Source organism: Pseudomonas sp. BF-B-15, assembly GCF_019946675.1.
GTDB lineage: Bacteria > Pseudomonadota > Gammaproteobacteria > Pseudomonadales > Pseudomonadaceae > Aquipseudomonas > Aquipseudomonas migulae.
The window spans coordinates 57,340-83,996 of record NZ_JAGYFZ010000012.1; the positions used below are offsets into that span (position 1 = coordinate 57,340).

Below are 26,657 nucleotides of genomic sequence, written 5' to 3' on the forward strand. Positions count from 1 at the left end.
ATGAGCGTTTATCATCTTTTTAAACATGAGCATCACTCACATTAAACCGATGGAGATGAACGCGATGAAAACCACCCAAGAGACAATTCTGATTCTCGGCGCAACAGGCAAAACCGGGAGGAGGATCACTCAACGGCTGCAAGCGGCCGATGTGCCTGTTCGCTTGGGCTCTCGCGGGGCGGATCCGGCGTTCGACTGGGAGGATCGCTCCACCTGGGAAGCGGTGCTTGGGGGTATTCACGCGGTGTACATTTCATTCCAGCCAGACCTTGCGGTCCCCGGTGCGGTTGAAACTGTGCAGGCATTCACCGATCAGGCCGTTAAAAGCGGCGTCCGCAATCTGGTGCTGTTGTCAGGGCGCGGCGAAGTTGAAGCTGAACAGGCAGAACGCGTCGTTCAAAACAGCGGCGTGGACTGGACCATCCTGCGGGCCAGCTGGTTCTTTCAGAACTTCAGCGAAGCGCACTTTCTTGAGCCAATCCTGCAAGGAGAACTCGCCCTCCCCGTCGGCAACATCGCCGAGCCCTTTGTCGACGTGGAAGACATCGCCGAGATTGCGGTTGAGGCGCTGACCAAACCGGGGCATTCAGGCCAACTCTATGAGCTGACGGGCCCGCACGCGCTGACCTTTGCAGAGGCCACCGCCGAAATTGCCCACGCGTCCAAACGCGATGTCGGTTTCGTCGCCGTGCCACCCGACGCCTATCGCCAGGCGCTGGAACAGGCCCAACTACCAACAGAGCTGATTGAACTCGTGCTGTACCTCTTCACCACCGTACTCGATGGCCGCAATACACCGGTGGCTGACGGCGTACAGCGTGCACTGGGTCGCCCGGCGCGGGACTTCAGCGACTATGTTCGCCGCACGGTGGCTACCGGTGTCTGGGGTTGAGATCAGCCGAATAGATTATTCGACGATCAGTTCAATAGCGCTGTATGCCATTTCATTTTTGGCGATAAGCGTTTTCCTCAGCTAGGGTTTCTATCGCATCGATTCTGCCCCGACGATGTGGGCAGGCGCCCGATCAAGGAGGAGTAAATGACGACGATCCGTGAGGCGGAAGAAGAATACTGCCGCTGGTCCAGCCCGATCTTGCTGGAGCTCAAAGCAAGAGAACATCAGCTTGATCCGGCAGCTCGTCAGGCATTGCAAAATATATTGCGAGAAAGAAGGCTCGTTGACACCGGCAACCCTTCCGGCGCTGATCGACGCAAGGCGAATCAGCCTGCGGACAAAAGCGGCAAGTGAAAATAGTTGACCGGAAACAAACAAGGGTTTGCATCAGCTTTCGCTCGCAAACCCTTGATTTTATAAATTACGGTAAGAGTCCCACTCAAGCCGGTTCGCAGGTCAGCCTCCACGACTGCTCAAACAATTCCCCAGCGTTTCGGCTTTCAAACTCTTCCTCCAGAAAAACTCTGCTATCGCGAGGAAGTGCGATGAACCTTGAAAAACCGACCATTCCCCCGAAGCTGTTTCGGCTGTTCACCTCGCCGCAAAATACCTGGTGCCTGGAGTCAATGTTCCTGAACACCGCGGATTGAGGGTCTTTCAGATAATCCCTGACAAGGTTTTTAGCCTGGTACTCCATGTAGTAATTGAAGTACGCATACCTTGACGCGTAGACCACGCTCGCCAGAACGATGGCCGATACCATCAGGTACCTAAGTGTCTTCCATGCCATCCTGGGCCTCGCAAGAAGATGAAGTCGGCAAAGTGATCTTCGCAGAACACTTCGAGAAATAGCCGAGTAAAAATGAAAAAGGCCTGCGTGAGGTATCTCACGCAAGCCCTTGATATTCATGGTGCCCGAAGCCGGAATCGAACCGGCACGCCCTTACGAGCGGGGGATTTTAAGTCCCATGCGTCTACCAGTTTCGCCATTCGGGCGGTAGCGCGGTCAGGCAGTCTGATGGCTGACAAATGACGATCTGTCAGTTCTGACGCCTGTGCAGCAGAGGACGAAATATATACATCCCGTCCCGGTGAAGCAAGTTTGCAAACGCCCATTTCAAGACTAAATCTTGCAGGACGACGCAAATAAAAAAGCTCCGTAAATCATCGATCTACGGAGCTTGTTTAAAGTGGAGGCCGAGGTCGGAATCGAACCGGCGTAGGTGGATTTGCAATCCACTGCATAACCATTTTGCTACTCGGCCTCAAACATCTGATGTCATGTAGCACAACATCAAACGCGTACAGTCTTGGAGAAGATCTAGATCTAACTCCTTGAAAACATTGAGCTTTTTCAGCGGTCAGTGCTTTCGATGGCGTGAATTATGTACTGATTTCCGAAGACTGGCAACCCCTTGATTTCAAAAAAAATTTGTCAGGTGCTTTGCATGTTGCGACGCAGGCTCAACGCTTCGCCCGCGCGCGCCAATACGGCTTCAGCATGCCCCCGGCCCGCTTAGTGCCCGCGAATGTAGTACTCCAATTGCCGGATCAAATCGGCCTGCTCGACAATTGCCTCTTTGACCAGGTCGCCAATCGACAACAACCCGATCAGCTCGCCGTTATCTAACACCGGCAGATGCCGCAGGTGGCTGTCGGTCATGACTTCCATACAGCGCTCGATGCTCTGCAGACTGTCGGCTGTCACCACCGGCGCGCTCATGATGTCGCGTACCGGCGTGCCGACCGAGGATCGTCCCTGAAGAACGACCTTGCGTGCATAGTCGCGCTCGCTGATAACGCCGACCACCTGCCCCGCTTCGATGACCGGCAGCGCGCCCACATTCTTCTCGGCCATCATTTTCAGTGCTTCAAGCACCATCTGGTCTGGCGCGATGCTGTGCACGTGCTGGTTTTGCACGACTTTCAGTTTCAGCAGCTGTGCGGCTGTTTTCATGGTTGCCTCCGCTATCGTTGCTCATTGCCGATGCTTGACCTCAAGCCAGCCCGACTTCCACCACGCCGCCGTTAAGCCGCACCGGCCAGACCCGCAAACGTTGCTGTGGATACTCCAGGCAACTGCCGTCCTCGAGGCGAAAATGCTGTTTGTAGATCGGTGAAGCAACCACGAGGTCCCCCTTGATGCTGCCGACCAGCCCGCGCCCGATGACGTTCGCCCCGGATTGCGGGTCATGGTTGTCGATGGCGTAGAGGCTTCTGCCCTCCGCGCCCGGCAGGTAGAACAGCGCCACTTGTGCGCCGTCGAGCCACACGACGACGCCGGAGTTAGAGACAAGGTCCTGCTGCTCGCACACGGTTTGCCAGACATCGCTGTCGGCCAGGGAATCGATGCGTTGGGTAGTGGACTGGCTCATCAGGCAATCTCCTCGGTGACAGGGATCAGGTTGAGTTCGGCAGCCATGATCGGGCGCCGTTGGCCGCGTTCCTGGACAAAATGGATGTCCGGGTCCGGGCGTTTGTCGTTGACGAAGGTCCGGAAGCGCTTGAGTTTTTCCGGGTCTTTGAGGGCGTTGGCCCATTCGCATTCGTAGCGGTCGACCACCAGTTGCATCTGCGATTCGAGTTCGGCGCCGAGCCCGAGGCTGTCGTTGATGATCACCTCTTTGAGGAAGTCGAGGCCGCCCTCCAGGCTTTCGCGCCACACCGAGGTGCGTTGCAGTTTGTCGGCGGTGCGGATGTAGAACATCAGGAAACGGTCGATGTAGCGGATCAGCGTGGCATCGTCCAGGTCTGTGGCGAACAGCTCGGCGTGGCGCGGGCGCATGCCGCCGTTACCGGCGATGTAGAGGTTCCAGCCCTTCTCGGTGGCGATCACGCCGACGTCTTTGCTCTGGGCTTCGGCGCACTCACGGGTGCAACCGGACACTGCGAACTTGAGCTTGTGCGGCGAGCGCAATCCCTTGTAGCGGTCCTCGATGGTCAGGGCCATTTGCACGCTGTCCTGCACGCCATAACGGCACCAGGTGCTGCCGACGCACGACTTCACCGTCCGGGTCGATTTGCCGTAGGCGTGCCCGGTTTCGAAACCTGCTTCGATCAGCTCGGCCCAGATGTCCGGCAATTCATGCAGCTGCGCGCCGAACAGGTCGATCCGCTGACCGCCGGTGATTTTGGTGTAGAGGTCGTATTTTTTCGCCACCACACCGATCGCGATCAGTTTGTCGGCCGTGATTTCACCACCGGGAATGCGCGGCACCACCGAATAGGTGCCGTTTTTCTGCATGTTGGCCATGAAGGTGTCGTTGGTGTCCTGCAACGGCACCAGCGATGCGTCCATGATCGGCTGGTTCCAGCACGACGCGAGAATCGAGCCCACGGCCGGCTTGCAGACGTCGCAACCGGTGTGGCCGCGGCCGTGTTTAGCCAGCAGTTCTTCGAAGGTGATGACCCCTTCTACGCGGACCAGCGCATACAGTTCCTGACGGGTATAGGCAAAGTGTTCGCACAGGCTTTTGTCGACACTGACGCCCCGGGCGATCAACTCATGTTCGAACACTTGCTTGAGCAGACCGGCGCAACCGCCGCAGCCGGTGCAGGCTTTGGTCTGAGACTTGAGCAGGCCCAGGTCGGTGCAGCCGCCATCGATGGCCGAGCAGATGGAACCCTTGGTGACGTTGTGGCACGAGCAGACCGTGGCCGATTCGGGCAACGCGCCCGGGCCCAGGGTCGGCGCGCCTTCGGATGACGGCAGGATCAGGCTGGCGGGTTCCCCCGGCAAGGCAATCGCGTTCTGCATGTATTGCAGCAGCGTGTCGTAATAGCTGTTGTCGCCGACCAGCACCGCGCCGATGACATGCTTGCCCGAGGCATCCACCACCAGCCGTCGATAGCTGGCCGTGGTTTCGTCGATGAACTGATAACTGCGTGCGCCTGGCGTGTTGCCGTGGGCATCGCCGATGGAGCCGACGTCAACGCCCAGCAGTTTGAGTTTGGTCGACATGTCGGCGCCCAGAAACGGCTCGGCCGTGTCGTTGCACAGACGTGCCGCGACACCGCGCGCCATCTGGTAGCCCGGCGCGACCAAGCCAAAAAGACTGCCGTTCCAGGAGGCGCATTCGCCGATGGCGTAAATGTCCGGATCGCTGCTCAGGCATTCGTCATTGATCACTACGCCGCCGCGCGGGCCGATTTCCAGCGCGCATTGCCGGGCCAGCGCATCTTGTGCACGGATGCCCGCCGAGAACACGATCAGGTCGGTTTCAAGGAACTCGTCATTGGCGAAGTTCATGCGGTAGCGATATTCCTCGCCCGCGCTGATCGATTGAGTAGAGCGCGACAGGTGCACACCGACACCGAGTCTTTCGATCTGCGACTTGAGCGCGAGCCCACCCATTGTGTCCAGTTGCACCGGCATCAGGCGCGGGGCGAATTCCACCACATGCGCTTCCAGGCCGAGGCTTTTCAGGGCATTGGCGGCTTCAAGGCCCAGCAGGCCACCGCCGACCACGACGCCGCGTCGGGCATTGGCTGCTGCGGCACGGATCGCATCGAGGTCTTCAAGGGTTCGATACACCAGGCGCGAATCGCCTTCGGCACCTTCGACTGGCGGCACAAACGGGTAAGAGCCGGTGGCCAACACCAACTTGTCGTAAGGGATGCTGCCTTGCGCGGTAATCACCTGGCGACGGGTGCGGTCGATTTCCAGCACCGGCACACCCAAATGCAGGGTGACGCCCGGCGTCTGGTAAAGCGACGCATCGGACAGCGCCAACGATTCGGCATCACGCCCCGAGAAGTACTCGGAGAGATGCACGCGGTCGTAGGCACGCATCGGCTCCTCGCTGAAGACGTGCAGCCGATACTGGTCAAGCGCGCCCCGCTCAATCAACTGCTCGACGCAATGATGTCCGACCATGCCATTGCCGATCACGATCAGCGTTTGCACTTTGTTCAACGCGGCAACATTGGAATTCATAAGAAGCACCCGGCTAAAACGGTTCAAAAAGCAAAAAAAAACGCCTGAAACCTTGCGGTTCCAGGCGTCTTTGCCTGTTCTTTTGCGGTGTTAGCACCAGACGTCTATGCCTGATCCACCGATGTTGCCCATGATTCGATCGTCGTTGACCGAGGGGGCTGCCCACTCGACTGCGTTTATGGTGGGCCTGTCCGGTGTATTGCAGTGTTTGTGCCAGATCGCGAAAACGCTGATTGCGCAGCGTTTTTCAGGCGCGAGCACCGAACAGGCTCCAGACTTTTGCCTTCGCATAGTGCAGACCGAGGCCTCACGGCTTTATAAAAGTGCATTCATGGGCATTACAGGTATTTGAGCCAGGCGATGTCGCGACGTCGGGCCTTCAGCCCGGAGAACCAACGGACCGGGCGATAAAGCGCAATGGCCAACAGGATTGCGGCGATCCAAACCGCGCCTACCGAGTCGAAACCGAAGTACGCGCCCTGATTCAATCCGAACAGCGCTACAGCGATGAGATACAAAACCTTCAGTGCGTAGAGGTGCAACAGATAGAAGAACATCGGCGCTGATCCAAACACCGTCAAGGGACGCAACCATCGGCTCTTCTGCAAGTGCTCAAACCAGAGAAGCAGCAAACATCCGATGCTCAGGGTCAGCGCAATAAACAGCAGCGACGGCGGGTACTTGGTGATGTTGAAAAAACTCATCAGTGTTTGCACGGACGTATCGCCAACGCTCCATGGCTTCTCGCCATAACCGTTGAGCAGCCGCAGTGCGACGAAACCGGCCAGCCCCAAAACGCCACAGAGCAGCAACTTGCGCTGGCGCCCCTTGGCCTGCGCCGCTCGCCCGAACCACGGGCCCATGGCGTAACCCAAACCAATGACACCGATCCACGGCAGCACCGGATAGGACGTGCGCAGCCGAAACCCTTCGGACAGTTCGATCCAGCCGCGATCATGGAGGATCGCCCATGGCACGTGCATCGCCGATTCGATCGGAAAATGCAGACTGTCCAGCACGTTGTGACCGGCGATGATCGCCAGGCTCAAGAGCAACAACACCGGACGCGGCAGCCAGACCATCACCGACAGGGCCAGCATGCTCAAGCCGATGGCCCAGATCACCTGCATGTAAATGACGGTCGGCGGAAACTGGAACGTCCAGGCGAAGTTCACCAGGGTGAACTCAAGCACCACCAGAAACAGCCCGCGCTTGAACAAGAAGCTGCAAACGTCGGCCTTGCCGGCGTACTTCTCACCGTACAGCCAGGCCGACAGACCGGTGAGCAGCACGAAGACCGGCGCGCATAAATGAGCGAGCGTGCGACTGAAAAACAGCGCCGGCTCGGTCGTGGTGATGTCCATCGGGTCGGACACCTGCCGATGCAGGAAAAAGGTTTCGCGAACGTGATCGAGCAGCATGAACAGAATCACCATGCCCCTCAATGCATCGATGGAAAGAAGCCGGCCAACTGCCGTGCCGGTGGAGCGAGAAGGTGCAAGGGTCATGGATGTTTCGCAACGCAAGGGGTGAATAAACGTGTCCCGCAGGACAGCCTGCCGGGCACCTTATATTGTTACCCTATAACATCTCAAAGCATTTTTTTAGTTTGTGCACATTTAGAAGGAAACCATGTAGGAGCGAGCCTGCTCGCGGTGGTCGTTAACGCAAACGCGTGTTGCCTGGGTAAACGCAGCGTCCTTTAAACCATCGCGAGCAGGCTCGCTCCTACAATGTTAATGTTGAAATGTTTTGTTTCATTAATCAGACACCTGCAAAGGAATGCCTTCAACAATGGACTTCTCATTCAAGCACCTGGCCGCGACAACATTGATGCTGGCCAGTCTTTCGTCGTTCACCACAGCAGCGCACGCCAACATTACCCCGCAGCAAGGCGCGGCCATCCTCAAGACGTTCAGTGACGCATCGATCACGGATTTCAGGCAGTTCCTGACAAGCGTGGCCAAGAGCGACCTGGCCAAAACCGACGACCTCGGCACGGCAATCTCTGCCTTCCTCGACAACAAGAGCCTTTCCGCCGACCAGCAGAACGAAATCCATCGCCTGCTCGGCCTCTATGCGCGGGTGAAATACGGCAGCGCCGCCACCGAGACGCTGCGCGAACTGGTGGCCATCCCGACCTTCCGCGTGGACGGCGTTGCCCAGCACGATAACCCTGAATTCATCAAGATCGCCGACAAGATCAAGAGCCTGGCCCAGGCCTTCAACCTGACCTTTCGCAACGTCGACAACCGCGTCTATGAAATCTCCCTCGAAGGGAGCGGCGATGAAGTGGTGGGCATTCACGCCCACGCCGACGTGGTGCCCGTGACACCGGAAAACTGGGTCCTGAAAGACGGCACCCGCCTCGATCCGTTCAAGGTCACCCTGATTGGCGATCGCATGTATGGCCGTGGCACCGAAGATGACAAAAACGGCATCGTGGTGGCGCTCTACGCCATGAAAGTCATCAAGGAAGAAAAGCTGCCGCTGGCGAGGAATTTCAAACTGCTGGTGGACACCACCGAGGAAACCAGCGGCGACGCCATCCCTTATTACTTCGAACACAACCCCACACCGAACTACAACCTGGCGCTGGATGGTGGCTACCCGGTGGTGATCGCCGAGAAAGGCTACGGCACCGTCATGGCCAACTTCCCCAAGCGCAAGGCTGACGGCAAGGGCGCTGAAATCGTCTCGATGACTGGCGGCCTGGCCACCAACCAGATTCCGTCGGCGTCGGTCGCCACCCTGCTGAGTGACAAACCCGCCGAGCTGGCCGCCAGCCTGCAAAAGGCCGGTACCGAGTACGCCAAGCGCAATGGCGGCGACTTCGAGGTGACGGCCAAGGTCGTCGGCAAAGACGTCACGCTGACAGTCACCGGCGTTTCCGCCCACTCCTCCGAGCCCGAGTCCGGAATCAACCCGGTGGCGAGAATGCTGGTGTTCATCAACAGCCTCGACGGCAAGGTCGCCCTCAAGCACAACCACATCACCGACGCGGCCCGCTACGCTGCCGACAACTGGGGGCTCGATTATCTGGGTGGCAAATTGGCGGTCGGTTTTTCCGATGCGTTCATGGGGCCGTTGACCACCTCCCTGACCTTTGTCGGGATGGATGAAAACACCTTCAAACTCGCGGTCAACCTGCGCGTACCGAAGGGCAAGTCCCCGGAAGTGCTCAAGCGCGAAATCGCCGACAAGCTCGACGCCTGGAGCAAGAAATCCCAGGTTGCGGTGGCCTTCGATTACTCGATCGCCGAACCGATGTACCGCAATCCCGAGGGTGAATGGGTCAAGGCGCTTCTCGCCGTGGCCAGCGAAAACCTGGGCATGGAACACAAATTCGGCACCTCGGCCGGCGCCACTTCGGTCCATGAACTGCCCAACGGCGTGCAGTTCGGCCTGGCCCGACCCGAAGTCAAATACACCGGCCACACCGACAACGAGTTCAAGACCGTCGACCAGTTCCTGCTGGACCTTCAAATCGTGACCGAGATGTTCGGGCGCATCGGCCAGTTGCCAAAACTCTAAGCCCTCCCCTTCGGACCCGCTGCTCTGGCGGGTCCGACGTTTACAGCGTCCTGATCCACTTTCCTGTAGCAGTCTTTTCACGCCTTGCCATCAGCGTTGCCTCCAGAGCAACGATCTCTGAATTAAGTTGCTCTTGCTGCCATTGGTCAATGGAGCGAGCATCGCTCTCGACACCGGAGCGGCTGCGAGCGCCACATCCTGCCGGCTGTCTTACCTCCCCCGCACGCGCACAAGCCCCGACAGAGGGCCTACGGGAGAGTCATGTCTAATAAAAACAAGAGTTAAATTATGACCAGAGACAAAGGCAAACTGTGTGTACTGCTGTTTACCGGGGCTGGCGCCAACCTTGCCCAAGCCGCCGACAGCGGATTCGTCGAACAGTCCACCGCTACCCTGCAAACCCGAAACTATTTTTTCAGCAGAGACTTCTCCGATATCCGAGGCTCGGAAAAATCGATGGCTCAGGAATGGGCCCAAGGGTTCATCCTCAACTTCAAGTCCGGCTACACGCCCGGGCCGGTAGGATTCGGCCTGGATGCCATCGGCAAATTCGGCATCAAGCTCGACAGCAGCCCGGACCGGGTCAACTCGGGGTTATTACCGGTCAAGGACGATGGCCATGCCGCGGACAATTATGGTCGCCTCGGGTTGGCGGCGAAGATGCGCGTTTCCAAAACCGAGCTGAAGGTCGGTGAACTGCAACCCAACCTGCCGACACTGGTCTTCAGCGACATCCGCTTGCTGCCCCCGGCCTATCAGGGCGCGAGCATTACCAGCAGCGAAATCCCCGGCCTGACGCTGCAAGCCGGTCATTTGACCTCCACGACCCTGCGCAATGAAGCCGGCGAGAGCAAACTCCAGGCGTTGCTGGGCAACAAGCCGCAACGGCAAGTGTCGAGTGATGCCTTCAACTACGTGGGCGGCGATTACGCGTTCAACAGTAACCGCACCACCGTAAGTGCCTGGCATTCCCGACTGGAAGATATCTACGAGCAGAACTTCTTCGGTTTGAAACACAGTGTGCCGGTGGGCAGTTGGGTGCTGGGCGCCAATCTTGGTTACTACGACGCTCAGGAAGAAGGTCGCAAACTGGTGGGCAAGGTCGACAACCAGTCCTTCTTCTCGTTGCTATCGGCCAAGCTCGGTGGTCATACGTTCTATGCCGGTTACCAGGGCATGTACGGCGACAGCCCCTTTCCTCGCGTGTTTCTCAATGTCAGCGCCCTTGGCAACGAACTGCCGACCTACGAGTTCGTCTCCACCCATGAGCGCTCCTTTCAACTGCGCTATGACTATGACTTCGCGGCCCTCGGCGTGCCTGGCCTGCTAGCCAGCACACGTTATGTCACCGGCGACAATGTGAAGACGGGGATGGGCTATGAAGGCAAAGATCGGGAGCGTGACCTCGACCTCAGTTACACCTTCCAGGCAGCCCCATTGAAAGGCCTCGGCGTGCGAGTGCGCAATGCGGTGGCACGCTCCAACTACCGCACGGATATCAACGAGAACCGACTGATCATCAGTTACACCTGGACGCTGTTCTGATTTCTAAAAACAAGTGTGGGGGCGAATCACTTCGCCCCCACAGGTTTTACTGTTACCCGGCCTTCAACTGACTTCCACGGTCATCTCGATTTCGACACAGGCGCCCAACGGAATCTGTGCCACACCGAATGCCGAGCGCGCGTGTTTTCCCTTATCCCCAAACACCTCGGCCAGCAGCTCCGAGGCGCCGTTCGTGACCAGATGCTGCTCGGTGAAACCGGACGTTGAATTCACCAGGCTCAGCACTTTGACAATCCGCGTGACCCGATTCAGATCGCCAAGATGCGCGTGCAACGTCGCCAACAAATCGATGGCGGTCAAACGTGCGGCCACATAGCCCTCCTCTGTCGTCAGCGTTTCGCCCAGTTTTCCTGCCCAGACTTTGCCGTCTTGCTTCGCGATATGGCCGGACAGGTAAACGACATTGCCACTCTGCGCACTCATTACATAGGCAGCAGCGGGAGCACCGGTGGCGGGCAACTCGATACCGAGGTCTTTCAGGCGGGTATAAACATCATGTTCAATCATGGGTTTTCCTCGAATAGAACGTGCCAACGCCCGGAACTTCCGGGCGCTGGGCTAGTTGAAAAACGTTTGATTCGGTTGTTTAACCGGGTATCGATTCGCGGCTGAAGGCGTCGACTTCCTGCACCAGGCTCTGCGCTGCCATCATCACCAGAGCGCGGCCTTTGTCCGGGGTGGCCAGGGACGGATCCGAGCCCATGCGGCCATCCGGATGGCGTGCGCGGAAATCCAGTGCTTCGCGAATCGGCCCCCACGGCGCGATCTGCGGCGAGTACCCGGCGGTTTTGATGGAATCCGGGTAGGCCCATTGGGTCACGGCAATCTCGGACGGCGTGGCATGAATGCCGTGCCCCTCAGGAAACTGCTCCCGCGCCAACTCACCGATTCCCTCCAGATCCCACCAATTACACAACTTCAGCGCGAACCCCGCAGGGCGTCGAGCGAAGCTTGCTTCGGCGTAAAGCTCCGAGAACGCCGCTTCAATCGATGCGACGTTGCCGCCGTGGCCATTGAGGAAGAGGATTCTTTCAAACCCGTGGGCGGCCAACGAACGCACCCAGTCGCCAATGGCCGCAATGAACGTCGAGGGGCGAAGTGAAATGGTCCCGGGGAATCCAAGATGGTGTTGGGCCATGCCGATGTTAAAAGTCGGCGCAATCAGGATGTCTGCCGACTTCTGCGCTTCGCACGCAATGATTTCGGGGCACATCCAGTCGGTCCCCAAAAGGCCGGTCGGACCGTGTTGTTCATTGGAGCCGATCGGGATCACGATGGTGCGGCTGCGTTCAAGGAATTGCCCGATCTCGGCCCAGGTCGATAGGTGTAAAAGCATGTGGGTTCTCTCTTTAAAAGGGTTCCTTTCGGAACACGACTGATCAAGTGGGAGGCGGTTGATCAACCCGCGCTGAATTCAGAAACCGGGCGCTCACGTGGTTGCCGTTTGGTGGCAAGGATCACGAACGCTGCACACAGGAAGACGCAACCCACAACGACGATGCCGAGATTGGCGCTGCCGGTTGCCGTTTTTGCCCAGCCAATCACCGCAGGCCCCCAGAAGCCACCGGAAAGCCCGATGGTGTTGATCAAGGCAATGCCTCCCGCCGCCGCATCACCCTTGATGTGCTCGGAGGGCATCGCCCATAACACGGTGTAGGCCATGAACATCATGGCGGTCGCCACGGTCAGCAGAACCAGCGACGCCATCAGGTTGCCGTCGGCAAAGGGATACATAAGCAACAGGATGGCGCCAATGCCCGCAGGGACTGCGCAGTGGTAGCGTCGTTCGCCGACCCGGTCGGACCGACGCCCTATCCAGTACATGCCGCATGCCGCCGCGACATAGGGAATCGCGGCATACCAACCCAGCTGCATGGTGTCGTTGACGCCCTGGGCCTTGAGGATTGCCGGCAGCCAGAAACTCATGGCGTAGATCGAGAAGATGATGCAGAAATAGGCTGAGGCGAGGATGTAGATTTTCGGGTCGCGCAACACCGCCCGGAACGAATGGGCTCGCCCCGACGATGCACCGAGTTCACTCTCCAGCAGTGTCCTTTCTTCAACACTCAACCATCGGGCCTCCGAGGGCCGATTGGAGAGTACGAAATAGGTCAGGATGCCAAGGAACACGCAAGGCAGACCTTCAATCAAAAACATCCATTGCCAGCCGGCCAGGCCGCCAACGCCTTCGAACGTGGTGATCAGCCAGGCAGACAGCGGACCGCCGATAATGCCGCCGATGGGGCCGGCAATAAACACGATCGCAATGGCCCGCGCCATGCGCTTCGGGCCGTACCAGCAAGACAGGTAATAGATCATGCCAGGGGCAAAACCGGCTTCGAATACGCCCAGCAGAAAACGCATCGCATAAAACATCGGCACGTTGCGCACAAAGAGCATGCAGGCCGATGTGATGCCCCAACACACCAGAATGCGGCTGAAGGTTTTTCGCGCCCCCACCTTCGGCAACATCAGGTTGCTCGGCAACTCAAACAGCACGTACCCCAGAAAGAAAATACCCGCGCCCGCTCCGTAGGCCGCATCGGACAGTCCGAGATCATTTTGCATCTGCAATTTGGCGAAGCCGACGTTGATCCGGTCCAGATACGCAAAGACGTAGCAAATGAACAGGAGTGGCAACAGCCGCCAATTGAGCTTGCGGTAAAGGGCAGAAACGGCATCACTGCTTGCCGGTGTCAGTAAGGTTGACATGCGAGTCTCCAATTATTCTTGTTGGTCTGCGTTCTTGCCAAAGAATGTTGCACCGGCACCGCAGGTCCAGCAAGAGCAACTAAGTTCGTGTATTGTTGCCCTACAGGCAACACAAACTTTCTGGCGAGAGGGCCCGGGATGCGCGAGATCAACCAACAACGGCTGCGGTATTTTCATGAAGTGCTGGTCCACGGCTCGATTCGTGGCGCGGCGGACAGCATCAATACGTCGCCCTCCGTTATCACGCGCCAGATCAAGCTGCTGGAAGAGGAACTGGGCGCAAAACTGTTCGAGCGCCAGGCTCGCGGCGTGCAACCCACCGAGGCAGCGGCGCACTTGCTGGAGTTCTGGCGCGGTTATCGATCACACCAGGAGAAACTCGAAGACCAGCTTCAAGCGATCAAAGGCCTGCAACAGGGCCAGGTGCGAGTCGTCATCAGTGAGGGCTATGTCGATGCCTTGGTCGACAACGTGCTCGCCCCCTTCTGCAAACAGTACCCCAAGCTCGATGTCCGGCTGGACATACTTCCCGTCGACGACGTACTGAACGAAGTCGCCGAAAACCGTGCGCACATCGGCCTTGCCTACAATCCTCCGCCGCATTCGCAAATCGATTACCGCGCGACGTCATCGCAGCCAGTGATGCTGCTGGTTCGCCCCGATCATCCATTGGCGGTGCGAGGGGGAACGGCAACCGTCGAGGACATACTCACCTGCCGACTGGTGCTGACGCCCCCTACCTTCGGCATCGGGCATGCGATCAAGATGCTTGAGTACGCCGAGAAAATCGAAATCCGCCCGGCACTGGTCAGCAACTCCCTCGCCGCACTCAAGCGCCTGGTGGCCTCCGGAGATTTCACCTCGTTGCTCGGCGAATTCGCTGCCTATCGGGAAATCGAACAAGGCAGCCTCGCGGCGGTACTGATCGACCATCCGCTGTTTCTGGGCGTGGAGGCGAAACTGCTGGTGAAGTCCGGCCGACCGCTGGCCGCGCCGGCTCAGGAGCTGCTGAACTGGATGTTGCAGCGCTTGCCGATGTTTGGGGCGGGTGACGGAATCAGATTGGCTTCTCGGTGATCTCAGCGCTGTTTGCTGATAGGCGCAATGAAATCGCTGGAATGAAAAAAGAGGCTGATGCCTCTTTTTCTAATGCCAACCAAAAAAAACGCACAAAAAAAAGCGCCACTCATTGAGTGGCGCTTTTTCTGTATTTGGAGCGGGAAACGAGACTCGAACTCGCGACCCCGACCTTGGCAAGGTCGTGCTCTACCAACTGAGCTATTCCCGCGTCTTGGTGGTGCGCATTCTATAGAATCCAGAAGCTCCGTCAACCCCTTGATTCAAAAAAGTTTTATTTATTTTTCCACATCGGTCTTCAGATGCGGCCAGGCAGCCCGCAGGTATTGAACCATGGACCACAATGTCAGGCCTGCAGAGATCATCAGCAAGGCGTAACCCACCAAGACCCAGAACGTGAAGTCCGACGGATTGGCCAGCAGGATCACCAGCGCCAGCATCTGCGCGGCGGTTTTCCATTTGCCCAGGTTCGACACGGCGACGTGAGCGCGAGCGCCGAGCTCGGCCATCCACTCGCGCAGTGCCGATACCACGATCTCGCGACCGATGATCACGGCAGCCGGCAGCGTGAGCCACAAATTACCGTGTTCCTGCACCAGCAGCACCAACGCCACGGCGACCATCAGCTTGTCGGCCACCGGATCGAGGAATGCCCCGAACGGCGTACTTTGCTCCAGACGACGAGCCAGGTATCCGTCCAGCCAGTCTGTGGCGGCGGCAAACGCGAAGACCGAAGCGGACGCCAGGTAGCTCCATTGGTAAGGCAGGTAGAACAGTAAAATGAAGATCGGGATAAGCAGGACGCGTAGAACGGTAATCAGATTAGGGATATTCATCGGCACAACTGGCTACGAGGTGAGGGGGCATTCTACTCGCTGTGCAGATTTGCATAAATCAACTCTGCGAGCTTTTTACTGATCCCGGGTGCTTTGGCGATCTCTTCGATGCTGGCACGAGACAGCTCCTGCAATCCACCAAAATGTTTCAACAAATCGCGCCGACGGGTCGGACCCACCCCGGCTACACCCTCAAGCGTAGACGTACGGCGCGTTTTGCCACGACGGGCACGGTGTCCGGTAATTGCAAATCGGTGGGCTTCATCGCGGATCTGCTGGATCAAATGCAGCGCCGGAGAATCGCCACGCAAGGTAAATTCGTGGGCGGCGTCATTGAGGTACAAGGTTTCGAAACCGGCCTTGCGCGTCGCCCCCTTGGCCACGCCCAACAGAATCAGGTCGGGCACCGCCAGTTCATTGAGCACATCGCGCGCCATGGACAACTGCCCCTTGCCGCCGTCCACCAGCAGAATGTCCGGCAACTTGCCCTCCCCGTCCTTCAGTTTGCTGAAGCGCCGGGTCAGGGCCTGGTGCATCGCGGCGTAGTCATCGCCGGGCGTGACGCCTTCAATGTTGTAGCGCCGGTAATCGGACTTGATCGGCCCTTCGGGGCCGAACACCACGCAGGACGCCACGGTCGCTTCGCCGCTGGAGTGACTGATGTCGTAGCACTCGAGGCGCTGCGGCGGCTCATCCAGTTTCAGCACGTCGGCCAAGGCATCGAAACGTGCCGCAACGTGTTGGCGGTTGGCCAGGCGCGCGCCCAGAGCCTGCTCGGCATTGGTCACGGCCAATTGCTGCCAGCGTGCCCGCGTGCCACGAACCCTGTGACTGATGCTCAGTTCACGACCACGCAGCTCTTCGATGGCCGCGATCAGGGTCGGGAAGTCTTCGTGAACCACGTTGACAATCAGCTCGCTCGGCAAGTCGCGCTCGGGGCTGCTGACGAAGTACTGACCGAGAAACGCGGCCATGACTTCGGAAACGTCTTCCTCAATGCCCACCTGCGGAAAGAAATTCTTGCTCCCCAGCACCCGACCGCCGCGCACGCTGATCAAATGGACGCAGGCACCGCCCGGATTGACGAACGCGGCGATGACATCCACGTCACCGGTCCCGCCTTCCATGCTCTGTTGATCCTGGACCCGGCGCAGCAACGAGATCTGGTCGCGCAGTTCGGCGGCACGTTCGAATTCGAGGTTGATCGCCGCCTCTTCCATGCCGGCGGACAATTCATCGGTCAGCGCATTGCTGCGCCCTTCGAGGAACATCACCGAGTGACGAACGTCCTCGGCGTAAACCTCGGGCTCCACCAGCCCCACACACGGCGCCTTGCAGCGTTTGATCTGGTATTGCAGGCATGGGCGTGTGCGGTTCTTGTAGTAGCTGTCTTCGCACTGGCGAACGAAAAAGGTTTTTTGCAGCAGGCTCAGGCTTTCGCGAATCGCCCCGGCGCTGGGATAAGGGCCGAAATATTTGCCCTTGGCCTTTTTCGCCCCACGATGAATGCTCAGGCGTGGGAACTGACCGTCGGAAAGGAACACGTACGGGTAGGATTTGTCGTCGCGCAGCAGAATGTTGTAGGGCGGGCGCCATTCCTTGATCAGCGTCTGCTCAAGCAGCAAGGCTTCGGTTTCGTTGGCCGTGATCGTCGTTTCGACCTGGGCGATACGCGCCACCAGCGCAGCGGTCTTGGGCGCGAGGCCGGACTTGCGGAAGTAACTCGACAGACGATTCTTGAGATTCTTGGCCTTGCCGACGTAAAGCAGGCGTGCCTCGCTGTCGAACATGCGATAGACGCCGGGGCGTCCGCTGACCGTCGACAGGAAAGCACTCGGATCGAAGGTGTCAGTCATTTTCAGAGGCTGGCATCAACCATGCCGTGACGAACTGCCAACAGCGTCAACTCGACATCGCTGCTGATCGAAAGCTTTTCGAAAATTCGGTAACGGTAGGTGTTCACGGTTTTGGGCGACAGGCACAGTTTGTCGGAAATGATCTGGACCTTCTGGCAGCCGACAATCATCAGCGCGATCTGGATTTCCCGCTCCGACAGTGCGTCGAAGGGCGAATCGTTGGTCGGCTGAAAGGATTTGATCGCCAGTTGCTGGGCAATCTGCGGGCTGATGTAGCGTTGCCCGGCAAACACCAGGCGGATGGCCTGGACCATTTCCGGCAACCCGGCGCCTTTGGTCAGGTAGCCCGCGGCCCCGGCCTGCAACAAACGTGTAGGAAACGGATCTTCCTCGCACACGGTGACCGCGACGACCTTGATATCCGGATGACTGCGCAACAATTTGCGCGTGGCTTCAAGACCGCCGATACCCGGCATCTTGACGTCCATCAGCACCACATCGGGTTTCAACTCACGCGCCTTGAGCAGGGATTCTTCCCCGGACTCAGCCTGGCCGACTACTTGCAGGCCATCGATGTCAGCCAGCATTCGTGTAATGCCTGTACGAACGAGATCATGGTCATCGACTACTAGCACCCTAATCAAGCAGACACCTCGCGATATGGTCTTATTGAGTTGCCGACACCTTAGCAAAAAGCAACTGGCAGACCTAGCGGCAAGCGTCATATAAAAAGTTTCAATACATCTTGAAAGGCTTGTCTCATGCGTGTTTCAGCGATGCAAGGCATCGATATCGCGCTGCATTCTCAGGAAACACTCGTCTTTGCCGACCACTGCCAGGCCCTTTCGCTCGTATAACGCTTTCGCCGGATTATTTTCAAAAACCGTCAGGCGCAATGCCGGGCGTCGTTCCTTGCACGCCATTGCCAATACCTGATCGATCGCCCAGGAACCGGCGCCCTGCCCCCGGAACGCTTCGAGCACGTGTAACTCACGGATATACAAGGCCCTTGCATCCCGACTCAGGCTTACATAACCCAGCCGTACATCATCACGGACGATCAGCCAGTTTTCCCGCCCCGCCCAGGCCACATCGAAAGCCTCGTCCTGCCACAGCAGATCGTGCTGAATGTAATAGCGGAGCATGGTTTTACAGGTCAGTTCACGAGCAAAGTCGAGGTCTTGCGATGTCGCAGGACGTAATTCGAATCCCATCAGGCCTCCGCGACGGCGACGACGCGCCCCGTCCAGCTGTCAGCATTGCGGCGAGCAACGACCAGCAGATTGCCCGTGCCAGGTGCGGCAGCGATCAGCGAACCGTCCGACGCCCAGATGGCGCTGCGTCCTGCCGACTCCCAACCCCCCGTCGCACCGCCATGGTTGGCCATCAGCACCGCCATCGAATGTTTGACGGCATAGCCTTGCAACAACGCAGTGTCGGGGGCGTAACCATTTTCGGTGATCAGCACACCTGCGGCATACAGGTCGGCGCCCTGTTGCGCCGCTGCGGCCGCATGACTGGCGTGGGAAAAATCGGCGCACACCGCCAAGGCTATCGTATCGCCGCCGATGGTCAGGGGCGAACCGCCAGTGCCCGGCGCAAACGCTACTTCCTCGCCGGGATGCAGATGCTGCTTGCTGTAGACCTCGAGTGAACCATCGGCGCCCAGTACCAGCGCTCCAATCAACACCGGCGAATGCTCCGACAGACGAACAGGCATCCCGACTATGGTCGTTACGCCGACTTCCTGCGCAAAATCGCGCAACGGTTGCAGCACCGAATCCTTCGGTGCAATGGCCAGCTCAGCCGCCAGCCCGCGCTCGTACCCGGTCAGTGACAGCTCCGGAAACACCAGCAACTGCACGCCCTGCTCCGCCGCCACCTGCATGAAACGTTGATGCCACACAATATTGGCGGCCAGGTCTCCGGCGATGGAGATCGATTGAGCGGCGGCGATGGTCAGCGTCGTCATGGTTCGTCCTTGTGACGTTGTGTTTTTGTTTAAACGGCGAGTGTGTCACAACCGCCGACGCACTCAAGCGATAGAAAACGCCGCCAGTAACCAATAGCAATTTCTGATTGAATCCGTGTACCGGCCTCTAGTAAGCTCGGCGCATCCATCGGAGACAGACCATGTTCAACGCCCTCTCACAGCTTCGTTCCGCCAGCGCCCCGCGCTCGGTTGCGGCTGCCCGGGTGAATGTCGTTTGCGCTTCGGTCAGCTTTTATTTTGGGTATTGGTTTAGCCACTGGCGCGCCTGATACCCACACGGCGCCCACTTTAAACGGGTCGCCACCAGAGAATTCTCAACCCCCGGTCGGCCTCCCGACCGGGGGTTTTGTTTTTTCAGCCCCCACACTTTTTAGCAACAACACAGACATTTTGAGGATTCACGACATGAACTACGCCACTTATTACCGTCACGACAGTTTTACCGCCTGGCGATTTAGCAGCCTCCGCTCGGGACAGCCTGCCGCCTCCGATCGGTCACCCACAGGTGGCAAGCACACACACGCAGCCAATCCGGCCAATTGTCGAACACCCCAGTAGGGCCGAGCGCGCGGGAACGAACCCGCCGCCCGCCCAGGAAGCCTGAACATGAACTCGTCCGTCTCTGCTTTGCCGCTGTCCACCCTGAGCCCTGCCAATGAAGCGCTGACCTTGCGCCTGCCGAGCTCATTGCAACTCAAACAGCAACTGCCGCTCAGCAACGCCCTGACCCGGCAAGTCGCCGCCCACCGCGATGCGGTCCGCGCGATTCTCAACGGTGAAGACTCCCGTTTGCTGGTCATCGTCGGTCCTTGCTCGATTCACGATCCGCAGTCCGCCCTCGAATACGCCAGTCACCTCGCCCGCCTCGCCGCCGACGTCAGCGATGAAATGCTGCTGGTGATGCGTGCCTACGTCGAAAAACCCCGTACCACCGTCGGTTGGAAAGGCCTGGCCTACGATCCGCACCTGGACGGCAGCGACGACATGGCCGGTGGCCTGACCCTGTCACGGGATCTGATGCGCGAAATGCTTCGACTCGGCCTGCCAATTGCCACCGAACTGCTGCAACCGATGGCCGCCGGGTACTTCGACGACCTGCTCAGTTGGGTCGCCATTGGCGCCCGCACCACCGAATCACAGATCCACCGGGAAATGGCCAGCGGCCTGAACATGCCGGTCGGCTTCAAGAACGGCACCGATGGTGGCGTCGGTGTTGCCAGTGACGCCATGCGCTCGGCCGCTCATCCGCATCGGCATTTCGGTGTCGACAGTCAGGGGCACCCCGCAATCATCCAGACGCCCGGCAATCCTGACACTCACCTGGTATTGCGCGGCGGTCATCGCGGCCCGAACTACGACCGCGCCAGCGTCGCCCAGGTGAACAGTGATTTGACCAAGCTGAAGATCCCGGCCCGAATCATGGTCGATTGCAGCCACGCCAACAGCGGCAAAGACCCGCTACGTCAACCGGCGGTGTTCAACGATGTGCTTGAGCAGCGTCTGCAAGGTGATCGCTCACTGATCGGGATGATGATTGAGAGTCACCTGTTCGAGGGTTGCCAGCCGCTGAGTCCGTCGCTTCAGTACGGTGTATCGGTGACGGATGGCTGCCTTGGCTGGGAGGGGACTGAAACGTTGTTGCGTTCAGCGGCGGAACAGCTGAGAACCGCACGCGGCTGACAGGCAAATGACATTCCGGAGGTAGGTCATTGCAGAACTCTGCGCTACCTCCGATTAAAGGACGTCCGGACATTCCGAAAAGAGCCTCCTGCTGATTCGAATATTCGTACATTCCCTATTCCGTTTTCACCCATTCACAGCGGCTTCTTCATACATCGCGCAAACGTCCGGGTGCTTTAGAGTGGGCCCCGGACACACTCACGAACTCCCGCGAAAAGGTATGAACATGCAACGGAATGCAAGCACCCTCCATCCCATCCTGTTGGTCCACGGCCTGTTTGGTTTCGATCGGATCGGCCCTTTCGAACTGTTCCATGACATCAAGCAAACCCTCAGGAGCGCCGGCGCCAGAGTGTTCATCCCACACCTGTCGGCTACCCATACCAATGAAGCGCGAGGTGACCAGCTTCTGGCACAGATCGAACGGGTGCTGGAAGGGACCGGTGCAGACAAGGTCAACCTGATCGGGCACAGCCAGGGAGCGCTGGCCGCCCGCTATGCCGCAGCGATAGCGCCGCAAATCGTTGCGTCGGTGACCTCGGTTAGCGGGCCCAACCATGGCTCGGAACTGGCGGATTTCCTGCGCAAGGCGCTGACGCCTGGACAGCTGCCGGAACAGGTCGCCGATACGGTGGCCACGTTGTTCGCTGACTTCCTGTCCTTGTTGAGTGGCGACCGCCACCTGCCACAAAACGCGATCGCTGCGCTCAATGCCTTGACCACCGAAGGCGTCAGCGCGTTTAACGAGAAATACCCTCAAGGACTGCCGAAAACCTGGGGCGGCAAGGGCAGCGAGCGGGTCAACGGCGTTCGCTACTATTCCTGGAGCGGAACCCTGCAGGGCAACCTCCTCGATGAAGGGCTCAACGCACTTGACCCACTGAATGGGTGCTCCCGTGCTTTTGCCAGGTACTTCACCATCGAGGCTGAGCAAAACGACGGCATGGTCGGCCGCTTCAGCTCTCATCTGGGCAAGGTGATCCGCTCCGACTATCCGCTGGACCACCTGGACAGCATCAGCCAGACAGTCGGTCGGGTTCGCAAAGACATCGACCCGATTGACCTGTACGTGCAACACGCCGAACGTCTGCGCAAGGCGGGTCTGTGAGCCGGGCGGAACTTTGAGGAGAAATAGCCTACTGAATCCGGTAGGCTGAGCACTTTACTGAACATTAGAAGGAGTATTTTTCCATGGCTAAAGCCACTGCCCGTCACATCCTGGTTGCCAGCGAAGACAAGTGCAACGAACTCAAAGCCCAAATCGAGGCTGGTGCCGATTTCGCCGAAGTTGCCAAAGCCAACTCCACTTGCCCGTCCAGCCGTCAGGGCGGTGATCTGGGTTCGTTCGGTCCGGGCCAGATGGTCAAGGAATTCGACACCGTGGTCTTCAGCGCACCGATCAACGTCGTGCAAGGCCCGGTCAAGACCCAGTTCGGCTACCACTTGCTCGAAGTGACCAGCCGTCAGGACTAAGTCATTCGCGTAGTTTCATGCACAACGGCCCGCCTTTTGGTGGGCCGTCGTGTTTCGGGTACGTGATACGACTGGCGAGGGACGCGCCGCTAGCGTACAAATTGCGGTTATCGATCACCCGGCTCTAAGGCTGAAAATGCGACTGGCTTTCCCTGTTTTGTTGTTCACTGCCGTGACCCTGCTACTGGGCGCCGCCGGTGTGAACGCCGCACCGCAACACGCGCTGACCGTCTACGGCGAACCGCCCAAGTACCCGGCCGGCTTCAGTCATTTTGCCTACACCAATCCGCAAGCCCCCAAGGGCGGCACGATGCGTCGCTCGGCGATCGAGATCGGGCATTTCGACCATGTCTTGCCTTATATAGACAAAGGCATCGGCGTGACGCAGATCGACGGCTTGATCTATTCGCCGCTGGCCCAGCGCTCGCAGGACGAGCCTTACACCGTGTACGGTCTGGTGGCGCAGAAGATGGAGCGTTCGGATGACGGGTTATCGCTGCGCTTCTACCTCAACCCCAAGGCCCGCTTCGCCGACGGCAAGCCGATCACCGCCGAAGACGTGCGCTACACCTTCGATCTGCTGATGACCCAGGGCAGCCTGCGTTATCGCACCCAGTTCGCCGACGTCAAAGGCGTCGAGGTGGAATCCCCGCTGACGGTGCGTTTCGACTTCAAAAGCAACGAAAACCGTACCCTGCCCCTCGACATCGCAACCTTGCCGGTGTTTCCCGAGCACTGGTGGAAAACCCGCGATTTCGCCAGCGGTGGTGGTTACGAGCCGCCACTGGGCAGCGGCCCGTACAGGGTGGGCAAGGTCGACTCCGGGCGCAGCATCACCTTCGAACGCAATCCGGACTGGTGGGGCAAGGACTTGCCGGTCAGCCGTGGGCTGTACAACTTCGATCACTTCAGCATCGAGTACTTCGGTGATACCGATGTCGCGCGTCAGGTGCTGCGCGGTGGCGCCTACGACTACAACCGCGAATTCTCCGCCACCGCCTACTCCATCGGTTACGAAAGCCCGGCCCTCAGCGACGGTCGCCTGCAAAAGGCGCACCTGGCCAGAGAAGCGCCGCAATCGGCCCAGGGCTTTGTGTTCAATCTGCAGAATCCGATGTTCCAGGACCGCCGCGTCCGCCAGGCACTGGTGATGCTGTGGGATTTCGAATGGAGCAACCGGCAGATGATGCGCGATATGTATATCCGCCAGCAGAGTTTCTTCTCCAACTCCGCCCTCGCCGCCCGCAGCCTGCCGGATGCCGCCGAACTGGCGATTCTCGAACCGCTGCGCGGGCAGATCCCCGACGAGGTGTTCACCAAAGTTTTCGAAGCGCCGAAAACCGACGGCAGTGGCGTGATCCGCGACAAACAACTGCAAGCACTGGATTTGCTCGAACAGGCCGGCTGGAAACCCGATGGCGATCAATTGGTGAATGCCGAGGGCCAGCCGCTGAGCTTTACCTTCCTGGTCAGTCAGAACGGTATGGACCGTTTGCTGTTGCCTTACAAGCGCACGCTGAAGCAGATCGGCATCGACCTGAACATCCGCCGCATCGACTCCTCCCAATACGTCAATCGCCTGATGTCCCGGGATTACGACATGATCGTCACCGGCTACCCGGTCACCACGTCGCCGGGCAACGAGTTGAATAACTATTTTGGTTCGGCAGCGGCCAACGATCCGGGCTCCAACAACTACATGGTGTTGAAGAACCCGGCGGTCGATACGCTGGTCAACGGCCTGGTCCGCGCCACCACCCAAGCCGACATGTTGCGCTACGCCCATGCGCTCGACCGGGTACTGCAATGGAACTATTACTGGATTCCCAACTACTACCCGCCGGGCAGTTCGACCGTGTGGTGGAACCGTTTCGGCATTCCCAGCGTGCAAGCAGCCAATGACGAAGCCATCGAGAGCTGGTGGGAAGTGAGCACCACGCCGCTGACCAACCAACAGATGACCGCCGAACTGATCAAGCGCGGCAAACCCGGAGGGCCGCACTGATGTGGGCTTATATTCTGCGGCGCCTGCTGCTGATCATTCCGACCCTGGTGATCATTCTGCTGGTCAACTTCGTCATCGTTCAGGCCGCGCCAGGCGGCCCGGTTGAACAAGCGATCGCGCACCTGCAAGGCATCGGCGGCGCCAGCGTCGGCGGCGGTTCCGGTGAGGTCATGAGCGGCAGTTCGCGAGCCAGTCGCGGCCTCGACCCGCAACTGATCAAGGAAATCGAAAAGCAATACGGCTTCGACAAACCGGCCCATGAACGCCTGTGGCTGATGCTCACCAGTTACGCGCGACTGGACTTCGGCAAAAGCTTTTTCCGCGGTGCCACGGTCACCGACCTGATCCTAGAAAAAATGCCGGTGACCATTTCCCTCGGGCTCTGGGCCACGCTGATCACCTATCTGGTGTCGATCCCGCTGGGCATCCGCAAAGCCGTGCACCACGGCAGCCAATTCGATATCTGGAGCAGCACCGCGATCATCATTGGCTACGCGATGCCGGCGTTCCTGTTTGCGATGTTCCTGATCGTGGTGTTCGCCGGCGGCACATCGCTGAACTGGTTTCCGGTGCGCGGCCTGGTCTCGGACAATTTCGACTCGCTGTCCACCGTGGGCAAGATCGCCGACTATTTCTGGCACCTGGTATTGCCGGTCACGGCGCTGGTCATCGGTGGGTTTGCCACATTGACCATCCTGACCAAAAACTCCTTCCTCAATGAAATCACCCGCCAGTACGTGGTCACGGCGCGCGCCAAAGGCATGAGCGAACGTCGCGTGCTGTACGGCCACGTGTTCCGCAACGCCATGCTGCTGGTGGTGTCGGGCATTCCCCAGGCGTTCATCAGCGTATTTTTCGCCGGCTCGTTGCTGATCGAGGTGATCTTCTCCCTCGATGGCCTGGGCCGCATGAGTTATGAAGCTGCGGTGTCGCGGGATTATCCGGTGGTGTTCGGTTCGCTGTTCATCTTCACGCTGTTCGGCCTGCTGATAAAACTGGTCGGCGACCTGTGCTACACGCTGGTCGACCCGCGTATCGACTTCGCCGCGAGGAATGCCTGATGTTCAAGCTTTCGCCGTTGGCGCGCCGCCGTTTCGACCGATTCAAGAAAAACCGCCGTGGCTGGTGGTCGCTGTGGCTATTTGTCGGCCTGTTTTTGCTGACCCTCGGTGGCGAGCTGATCGCCAACGACAAACCGCTGGTGGTCAGTTATCAGGGCTCGTTGTACTTCCCGGCGTTCAAGCGCTACACCGAGCAGGCGTTCGGCGGGCAACTGCCGTTCCAGGCGGATTACCGCAGTGACTATGTACAGAAGCTGATTAAAAAGGACGGCGGCTGGCTGCTGTTTCCGCCGATCCCGTTCAGCGACGACACGCCTAACTACGACCTGAACAAACCGGCACCAAGTCCACCGTCGAATGTGAATTGGCTGGGCACCGACGACCAGGCTCGCGACGTGCTGGCACGGGTGATTTTCGGCGCGCGGGTGTCGATTCTGTTTGCACTGATGCTGACCTTTGTCAGCGCACTGATCGGCATCGCCGCCGGCGCGCTGCAAGGCTATTACGGCGGCTGGGTTGACCTGATCGGCCAGCGTTTGCAGGAGGTCTGGTCGGGTCTGCCGGTGCTGTACCTGCTGATCATTCTGTCGGGGTTTGTCGAGCCGAATTTCTGGTGGCTGCTGGGGATCATGGCGTTGTTTTCCTGGCTGGCACTGGTGGACGTGGTGCGTGCAGAGTTCCTGCGCGGGCGCAACCTCGAATACGTCAAGGCTGCGCGGGCACTGGGCCTGACCGACCGCAAAGTCATCGTGCGGCACATCCTGCCCAACGCGATGAACGCGACGCTGAGCTACCTGCCGTTCATTTTGACCGGGGCCATTTCGACGCTAACCGCGCTGGACTTCCTCGGTTTCGGCATGCCGGCCGGCAGTGCCTCGCTGGGCGAGTTGATCGGTCAGGGCAAGCAAAACCTGCAAGCGCCGTGGCTGGGGCTGACCGCGTTTTTCACCCTGGCGCTGATCCTGTCTTTACTGGTGTTTATCGGCGAGGCGTTGCGAGATGCCTTTGACCCTCGATCCTGACGCGGACTGTT

General features: G+C 58.9%; 24 protein-coding genes and 3 tRNA genes. 11 read left to right on the forward strand and 16 right to left on the reverse strand.

Features of this window, described 5'->3' with window-relative positions; genetic code table 11:
- Positions 1-64 precede the first annotated feature (64 nt).
- Both KGA97_RS06230 and KGA97_RS06235 read left to right on the forward strand, forming a co-directional pair.
- On the forward strand, positions 65-892 hold the full coding sequence (locus KGA97_RS06230; RefSeq protein WP_223480406.1) for an NAD(P)H-binding protein: 828 nt from the start codon (positions 65-67) through the stop codon (positions 890-892).
- Between the two features lie 147 nt (positions 893-1,039).
- Positions 1,040-1,249 carry a hypothetical protein gene (locus KGA97_RS06235; RefSeq protein ID WP_008031035.1) on the forward strand — a complete coding sequence of 70 codons (210 nt, stop codon included), beginning with the start codon at positions 1,040-1,042 and terminating at the stop codon, positions 1,247-1,249.
- Between the two features lie 85 nt (positions 1,250-1,334).
- On the opposite strand, the gene KGA97_RS06240 is transcribed toward KGA97_RS06235, so the two are convergent.
- From KGA97_RS06240 to KGA97_RS06270, 7 genes are all read right to left on the reverse strand, one after another.
- The gene (locus tag KGA97_RS06240; protein ID WP_223480407.1) at positions 1,335-1,685 is read right to left on the reverse strand and encodes a hypothetical protein; all 351 of its coding nucleotides are present in this window, start codon (positions 1,683-1,685) and stop codon (positions 1,335-1,337) included.
- Between the two features lie 119 nt (positions 1,686-1,804).
- Positions 1,805-1,891, reverse strand: a tRNA-Leu gene (locus tag KGA97_RS06245).
- Positions 1,892-2,086: 195 nt separating this feature from the next.
- Positions 2,087-2,160 (reverse strand) — tRNA-Cys (locus KGA97_RS06250).
- A 251-nt stretch (positions 2,161-2,411) separates the two neighbouring features.
- Positions 2,412-2,852 carry a CBS domain-containing protein gene (locus KGA97_RS06255; protein WP_223480408.1) on the reverse strand — a complete coding sequence of 147 codons (441 nt, stop codon included), beginning with the start codon at positions 2,850-2,852 and terminating at the stop codon, positions 2,412-2,414.
- Positions 2,853-2,892: 40 nt separating this feature from the next.
- Positions 2,893-3,270 carry a nitrite reductase small subunit NirD gene (gene nirD, locus KGA97_RS06260; RefSeq protein ID WP_008029576.1) on the reverse strand — a complete coding sequence of 126 codons (378 nt, stop codon included), beginning with the start codon at positions 3,268-3,270 and terminating at the stop codon, positions 2,893-2,895.
- Positions 3,270-5,831, reverse strand: a complete 2,562-nt coding sequence (nirB, locus tag KGA97_RS06265; RefSeq protein WP_223480409.1) for a nitrite reductase large subunit NirB — start codon at positions 5,829-5,831, stop codon at positions 3,270-3,272. The genes nirD and nirB overlap by 1 nt, the downstream gene beginning before the upstream one ends.
- A gap of 338 nt (positions 5,832-6,169) precedes the next feature.
- Positions 6,170-7,339, reverse strand: a complete 1,170-nt coding sequence (locus tag KGA97_RS06270; protein WP_223480410.1) for a DUF1624 domain-containing protein — start codon at positions 7,337-7,339, stop codon at positions 6,170-6,172.
- Positions 7,340-7,625: 286 nt separating this feature from the next.
- Here KGA97_RS06270 and KGA97_RS06275 point away from each other — a divergent pair, with 286 nt between their 5' ends.
- Both KGA97_RS06275 and KGA97_RS06280 read left to right on the forward strand, forming a co-directional pair.
- Positions 7,626-9,365 (forward strand): dipeptidase, encoded by a 1,740-nt coding sequence (locus KGA97_RS06275; protein ID WP_223480411.1) that lies wholly within the window; start codon positions 7,626-7,628, stop codon positions 9,363-9,365.
- Between the two features lie 288 nt (positions 9,366-9,653).
- Positions 9,654-10,910: an OprD family porin gene (locus KGA97_RS06280; protein WP_192227021.1), complete on the forward strand. Its 1,257-nt coding sequence runs from the start codon at positions 9,654-9,656 to the stop codon at positions 10,908-10,910.
- 63 nt (positions 10,911-10,973) lie between these two features.
- Here KGA97_RS06280 and KGA97_RS06285 read toward each other — a convergent pair whose 3' ends face one another.
- The 3 genes from KGA97_RS06285 to KGA97_RS06295 form a co-directional block, all read right to left on the reverse strand.
- On the reverse strand, positions 10,974-11,438 hold the full coding sequence (locus tag KGA97_RS06285; RefSeq protein ID WP_223480412.1) for a RidA family protein: 465 nt from the start codon (positions 11,436-11,438) through the stop codon (positions 10,974-10,976).
- Between the two features lie 79 nt (positions 11,439-11,517).
- Positions 11,518-12,267 carry a creatininase family protein gene (locus KGA97_RS06290; RefSeq protein ID WP_192227019.1) on the reverse strand — a complete coding sequence of 250 codons (750 nt, stop codon included), beginning with the start codon at positions 12,265-12,267 and terminating at the stop codon, positions 11,518-11,520.
- 62 nt (positions 12,268-12,329) lie between these two features.
- A complete protein-coding gene (locus KGA97_RS06295; protein ID WP_223480413.1) occupies positions 12,330-13,643 on the reverse strand; it encodes an MFS transporter in 1,314 nt (437 codons plus the stop codon).
- Between the two features lie 138 nt (positions 13,644-13,781).
- Here KGA97_RS06295 and KGA97_RS06300 point away from each other — a divergent pair, with 138 nt between their 5' ends.
- Positions 13,782-14,720, forward strand: coding sequence for a LysR family transcriptional regulator (locus KGA97_RS06300; protein ID WP_207284433.1), 939 nt, complete (start codon positions 13,782-13,784; stop codon positions 14,718-14,720).
- A 135-nt stretch (positions 14,721-14,855) separates the two neighbouring features.
- Here the strand turns inward: KGA97_RS06300 and KGA97_RS06305 are convergent.
- The 6 genes from KGA97_RS06305 to KGA97_RS06330 form a co-directional block, all read right to left on the reverse strand.
- Positions 14,856-14,931: transfer RNA gene (locus tag KGA97_RS06305), tRNA-Gly, on the reverse strand.
- A 67-nt stretch (positions 14,932-14,998) separates the two neighbouring features.
- Positions 14,999-15,556 carry a CDP-diacylglycerol--glycerol-3-phosphate 3-phosphatidyltransferase gene (gene pgsA, locus KGA97_RS06310; protein WP_008029556.1) on the reverse strand — a complete coding sequence of 186 codons (558 nt, stop codon included), beginning with the start codon at positions 15,554-15,556 and terminating at the stop codon, positions 14,999-15,001.
- Between the two features lie 32 nt (positions 15,557-15,588).
- Entirely contained in the window at positions 15,589-17,412 is a 1,824-nt protein-coding gene (gene uvrC, locus KGA97_RS06315; RefSeq protein ID WP_008029554.1) for an excinuclease ABC subunit UvrC, read from the reverse strand.
- A gap of 2 nt (positions 17,413-17,414) precedes the next feature.
- Positions 17,415-18,056: a UvrY/SirA/GacA family response regulator transcription factor gene (uvrY, locus tag KGA97_RS06320; protein ID WP_008015884.1), complete on the reverse strand. Its 642-nt coding sequence runs from the start codon at positions 18,054-18,056 to the stop codon at positions 17,415-17,417.
- A gap of 126 nt (positions 18,057-18,182) precedes the next feature.
- Positions 18,183-18,626 carry a GNAT family N-acetyltransferase gene (locus KGA97_RS06325; RefSeq protein ID WP_223480414.1) on the reverse strand — a complete coding sequence of 148 codons (444 nt, stop codon included), beginning with the start codon at positions 18,624-18,626 and terminating at the stop codon, positions 18,183-18,185.
- Positions 18,626-19,384 (reverse strand): carbon-nitrogen hydrolase family protein, encoded by a 759-nt coding sequence (locus KGA97_RS06330; protein ID WP_223480415.1) that lies wholly within the window; start codon positions 19,382-19,384, stop codon positions 18,626-18,628. The genes KGA97_RS06325 and KGA97_RS06330 overlap by 1 nt, the downstream gene beginning before the upstream one ends.
- 627 nt (positions 19,385-20,011) lie before the next feature.
- Here KGA97_RS06330 and KGA97_RS06335 point away from each other — a divergent pair.
- From KGA97_RS06335 to KGA97_RS06360, 6 genes are all read left to right on the forward strand, one after another.
- On the forward strand, positions 20,012-21,085 hold the full coding sequence (locus KGA97_RS06335; protein ID WP_223480416.1) for a 3-deoxy-7-phosphoheptulonate synthase: 1,074 nt from the start codon (positions 20,012-20,014) through the stop codon (positions 21,083-21,085).
- 226 nt (positions 21,086-21,311) lie between these two features.
- Positions 21,312-22,193 (forward strand): esterase/lipase family protein, encoded by an 882-nt coding sequence (locus KGA97_RS06340; RefSeq protein ID WP_008029541.1) that lies wholly within the window; start codon positions 21,312-21,314, stop codon positions 22,191-22,193.
- 83 nt (positions 22,194-22,276) lie between these two features.
- Positions 22,277-22,558: a peptidylprolyl isomerase gene (locus tag KGA97_RS06345; protein ID WP_008029538.1), complete on the forward strand. Its 282-nt coding sequence runs from the start codon at positions 22,277-22,279 to the stop codon at positions 22,556-22,558.
- Positions 22,559-22,694: 136 nt separating this feature from the next.
- The gene (locus KGA97_RS06350) at positions 22,695-24,563 is read left to right on the forward strand and encodes an extracellular solute-binding protein (RefSeq protein ID WP_008037108.1); all 1,869 of its coding nucleotides are present in this window, start codon (positions 22,695-22,697) and stop codon (positions 24,561-24,563) included.
- A complete protein-coding gene (locus tag KGA97_RS06355) occupies positions 24,563-25,624 on the forward strand; it encodes a microcin C ABC transporter permease YejB (protein ID WP_008029533.1) in 1,062 nt (353 codons plus the stop codon). The genes KGA97_RS06350 and KGA97_RS06355 overlap by 1 nt, the downstream gene beginning before the upstream one ends.
- Positions 25,624-26,646 (forward strand): ABC transporter permease, encoded by a 1,023-nt coding sequence (locus KGA97_RS06360; protein ID WP_008037110.1) that lies wholly within the window; start codon positions 25,624-25,626, stop codon positions 26,644-26,646. Before KGA97_RS06355 ends, KGA97_RS06360 begins: the two co-directional genes overlap by 1 nt.
- Positions 26,647-26,657: the final 11 nt, after the last annotated feature.

Bases quoted from the DNA above. Each gene is read 5' to 3' on its own strand.
- KGA97_RS06230 (WP_223480406.1), top strand. From the start codon at position 65: ATGAAAACCACCCAAGAGACAATTCTGATTCTCGGCGCAACAGGCAAA.
- KGA97_RS06235 (WP_008031035.1), top strand. From the start codon at position 1,040: ATGACGACGATCCGTGAGGCGGAAGAAGAATACTGCCGCTGGTCCAGC.
- KGA97_RS06240 (WP_223480407.1), bottom strand. From the start codon at position 1,685: ATGGCATGGAAGACACTTAGGTACCTGATGGTATCGGCCATCGTTCTG.
- KGA97_RS06255 (WP_223480408.1), bottom strand. From the start codon at position 2,852: ATGAAAACAGCCGCACAGCTGCTGAAACTGAAAGTCGTGCAAAACCAG.
- nirD (WP_008029576.1), bottom strand. From the start codon at position 3,270: ATGAGCCAGTCCACTACCCAACGCATCGATTCCCTGGCCGACAGCGAT.
- nirB (WP_223480409.1), bottom strand. From the start codon at position 5,831: ATGAATTCCAATGTTGCCGCGTTGAACAAAGTGCAAACGCTGATCGTG.
- KGA97_RS06270 (WP_223480410.1), bottom strand. From the start codon at position 7,339: ATGACCCTTGCACCTTCTCGCTCCACCGGCACGGCAGTTGGCCGGCTT.
- KGA97_RS06275 (WP_223480411.1), top strand. From the start codon at position 7,626: ATGGACTTCTCATTCAAGCACCTGGCCGCGACAACATTGATGCTGGCC.
- KGA97_RS06280 (WP_192227021.1), top strand. From the start codon at position 9,654: ATGACCAGAGACAAAGGCAAACTGTGTGTACTGCTGTTTACCGGGGCT.
- KGA97_RS06285 (WP_223480412.1), bottom strand. From the start codon at position 11,438: ATGATTGAACATGATGTTTATACCCGCCTGAAAGACCTCGGTATCGAG.
- KGA97_RS06290 (WP_192227019.1), bottom strand. From the start codon at position 12,267: ATGCTTTTACACCTATCGACCTGGGCCGAGATCGGGCAATTCCTTGAA.
- KGA97_RS06295 (WP_223480413.1), bottom strand. From the start codon at position 13,643: ATGTCAACCTTACTGACACCGGCAAGCAGTGATGCCGTTTCTGCCCTT.
- KGA97_RS06300 (WP_207284433.1), top strand. From the start codon at position 13,782: ATGCGCGAGATCAACCAACAACGGCTGCGGTATTTTCATGAAGTGCTG.
- pgsA (WP_008029556.1), bottom strand. From the start codon at position 15,556: ATGAATATCCCTAATCTGATTACCGTTCTACGCGTCCTGCTTATCCCG.
- uvrC (WP_008029554.1), bottom strand. From the start codon at position 17,412: ATGACTGACACCTTCGATCCGAGTGCTTTCCTGTCGACGGTCAGCGGA.
- KGA97_RS06325 (WP_223480414.1), bottom strand. From the start codon at position 18,626: ATGGGATTCGAATTACGTCCTGCGACATCGCAAGACCTCGACTTTGCT.
- KGA97_RS06330 (WP_223480415.1), bottom strand. From the start codon at position 19,384: ATGACGACGCTGACCATCGCCGCCGCTCAATCGATCTCCATCGCCGGA.
- KGA97_RS06335 (WP_223480416.1), top strand. From the start codon at position 20,012: ATGAACTCGTCCGTCTCTGCTTTGCCGCTGTCCACCCTGAGCCCTGCC.
- KGA97_RS06340 (WP_008029541.1), top strand. From the start codon at position 21,312: ATGCAACGGAATGCAAGCACCCTCCATCCCATCCTGTTGGTCCACGGC.
- KGA97_RS06345 (WP_008029538.1), top strand. From the start codon at position 22,277: ATGGCTAAAGCCACTGCCCGTCACATCCTGGTTGCCAGCGAAGACAAG.
- KGA97_RS06350 (WP_008037108.1), top strand. From the start codon at position 22,695: ATGCGACTGGCTTTCCCTGTTTTGTTGTTCACTGCCGTGACCCTGCTA.
- KGA97_RS06355 (WP_008029533.1), top strand. From the start codon at position 24,563: ATGTGGGCTTATATTCTGCGGCGCCTGCTGCTGATCATTCCGACCCTG.
- KGA97_RS06360 (WP_008037110.1), top strand. From the start codon at position 25,624: ATGTTCAAGCTTTCGCCGTTGGCGCGCCGCCGTTTCGACCGATTCAAG.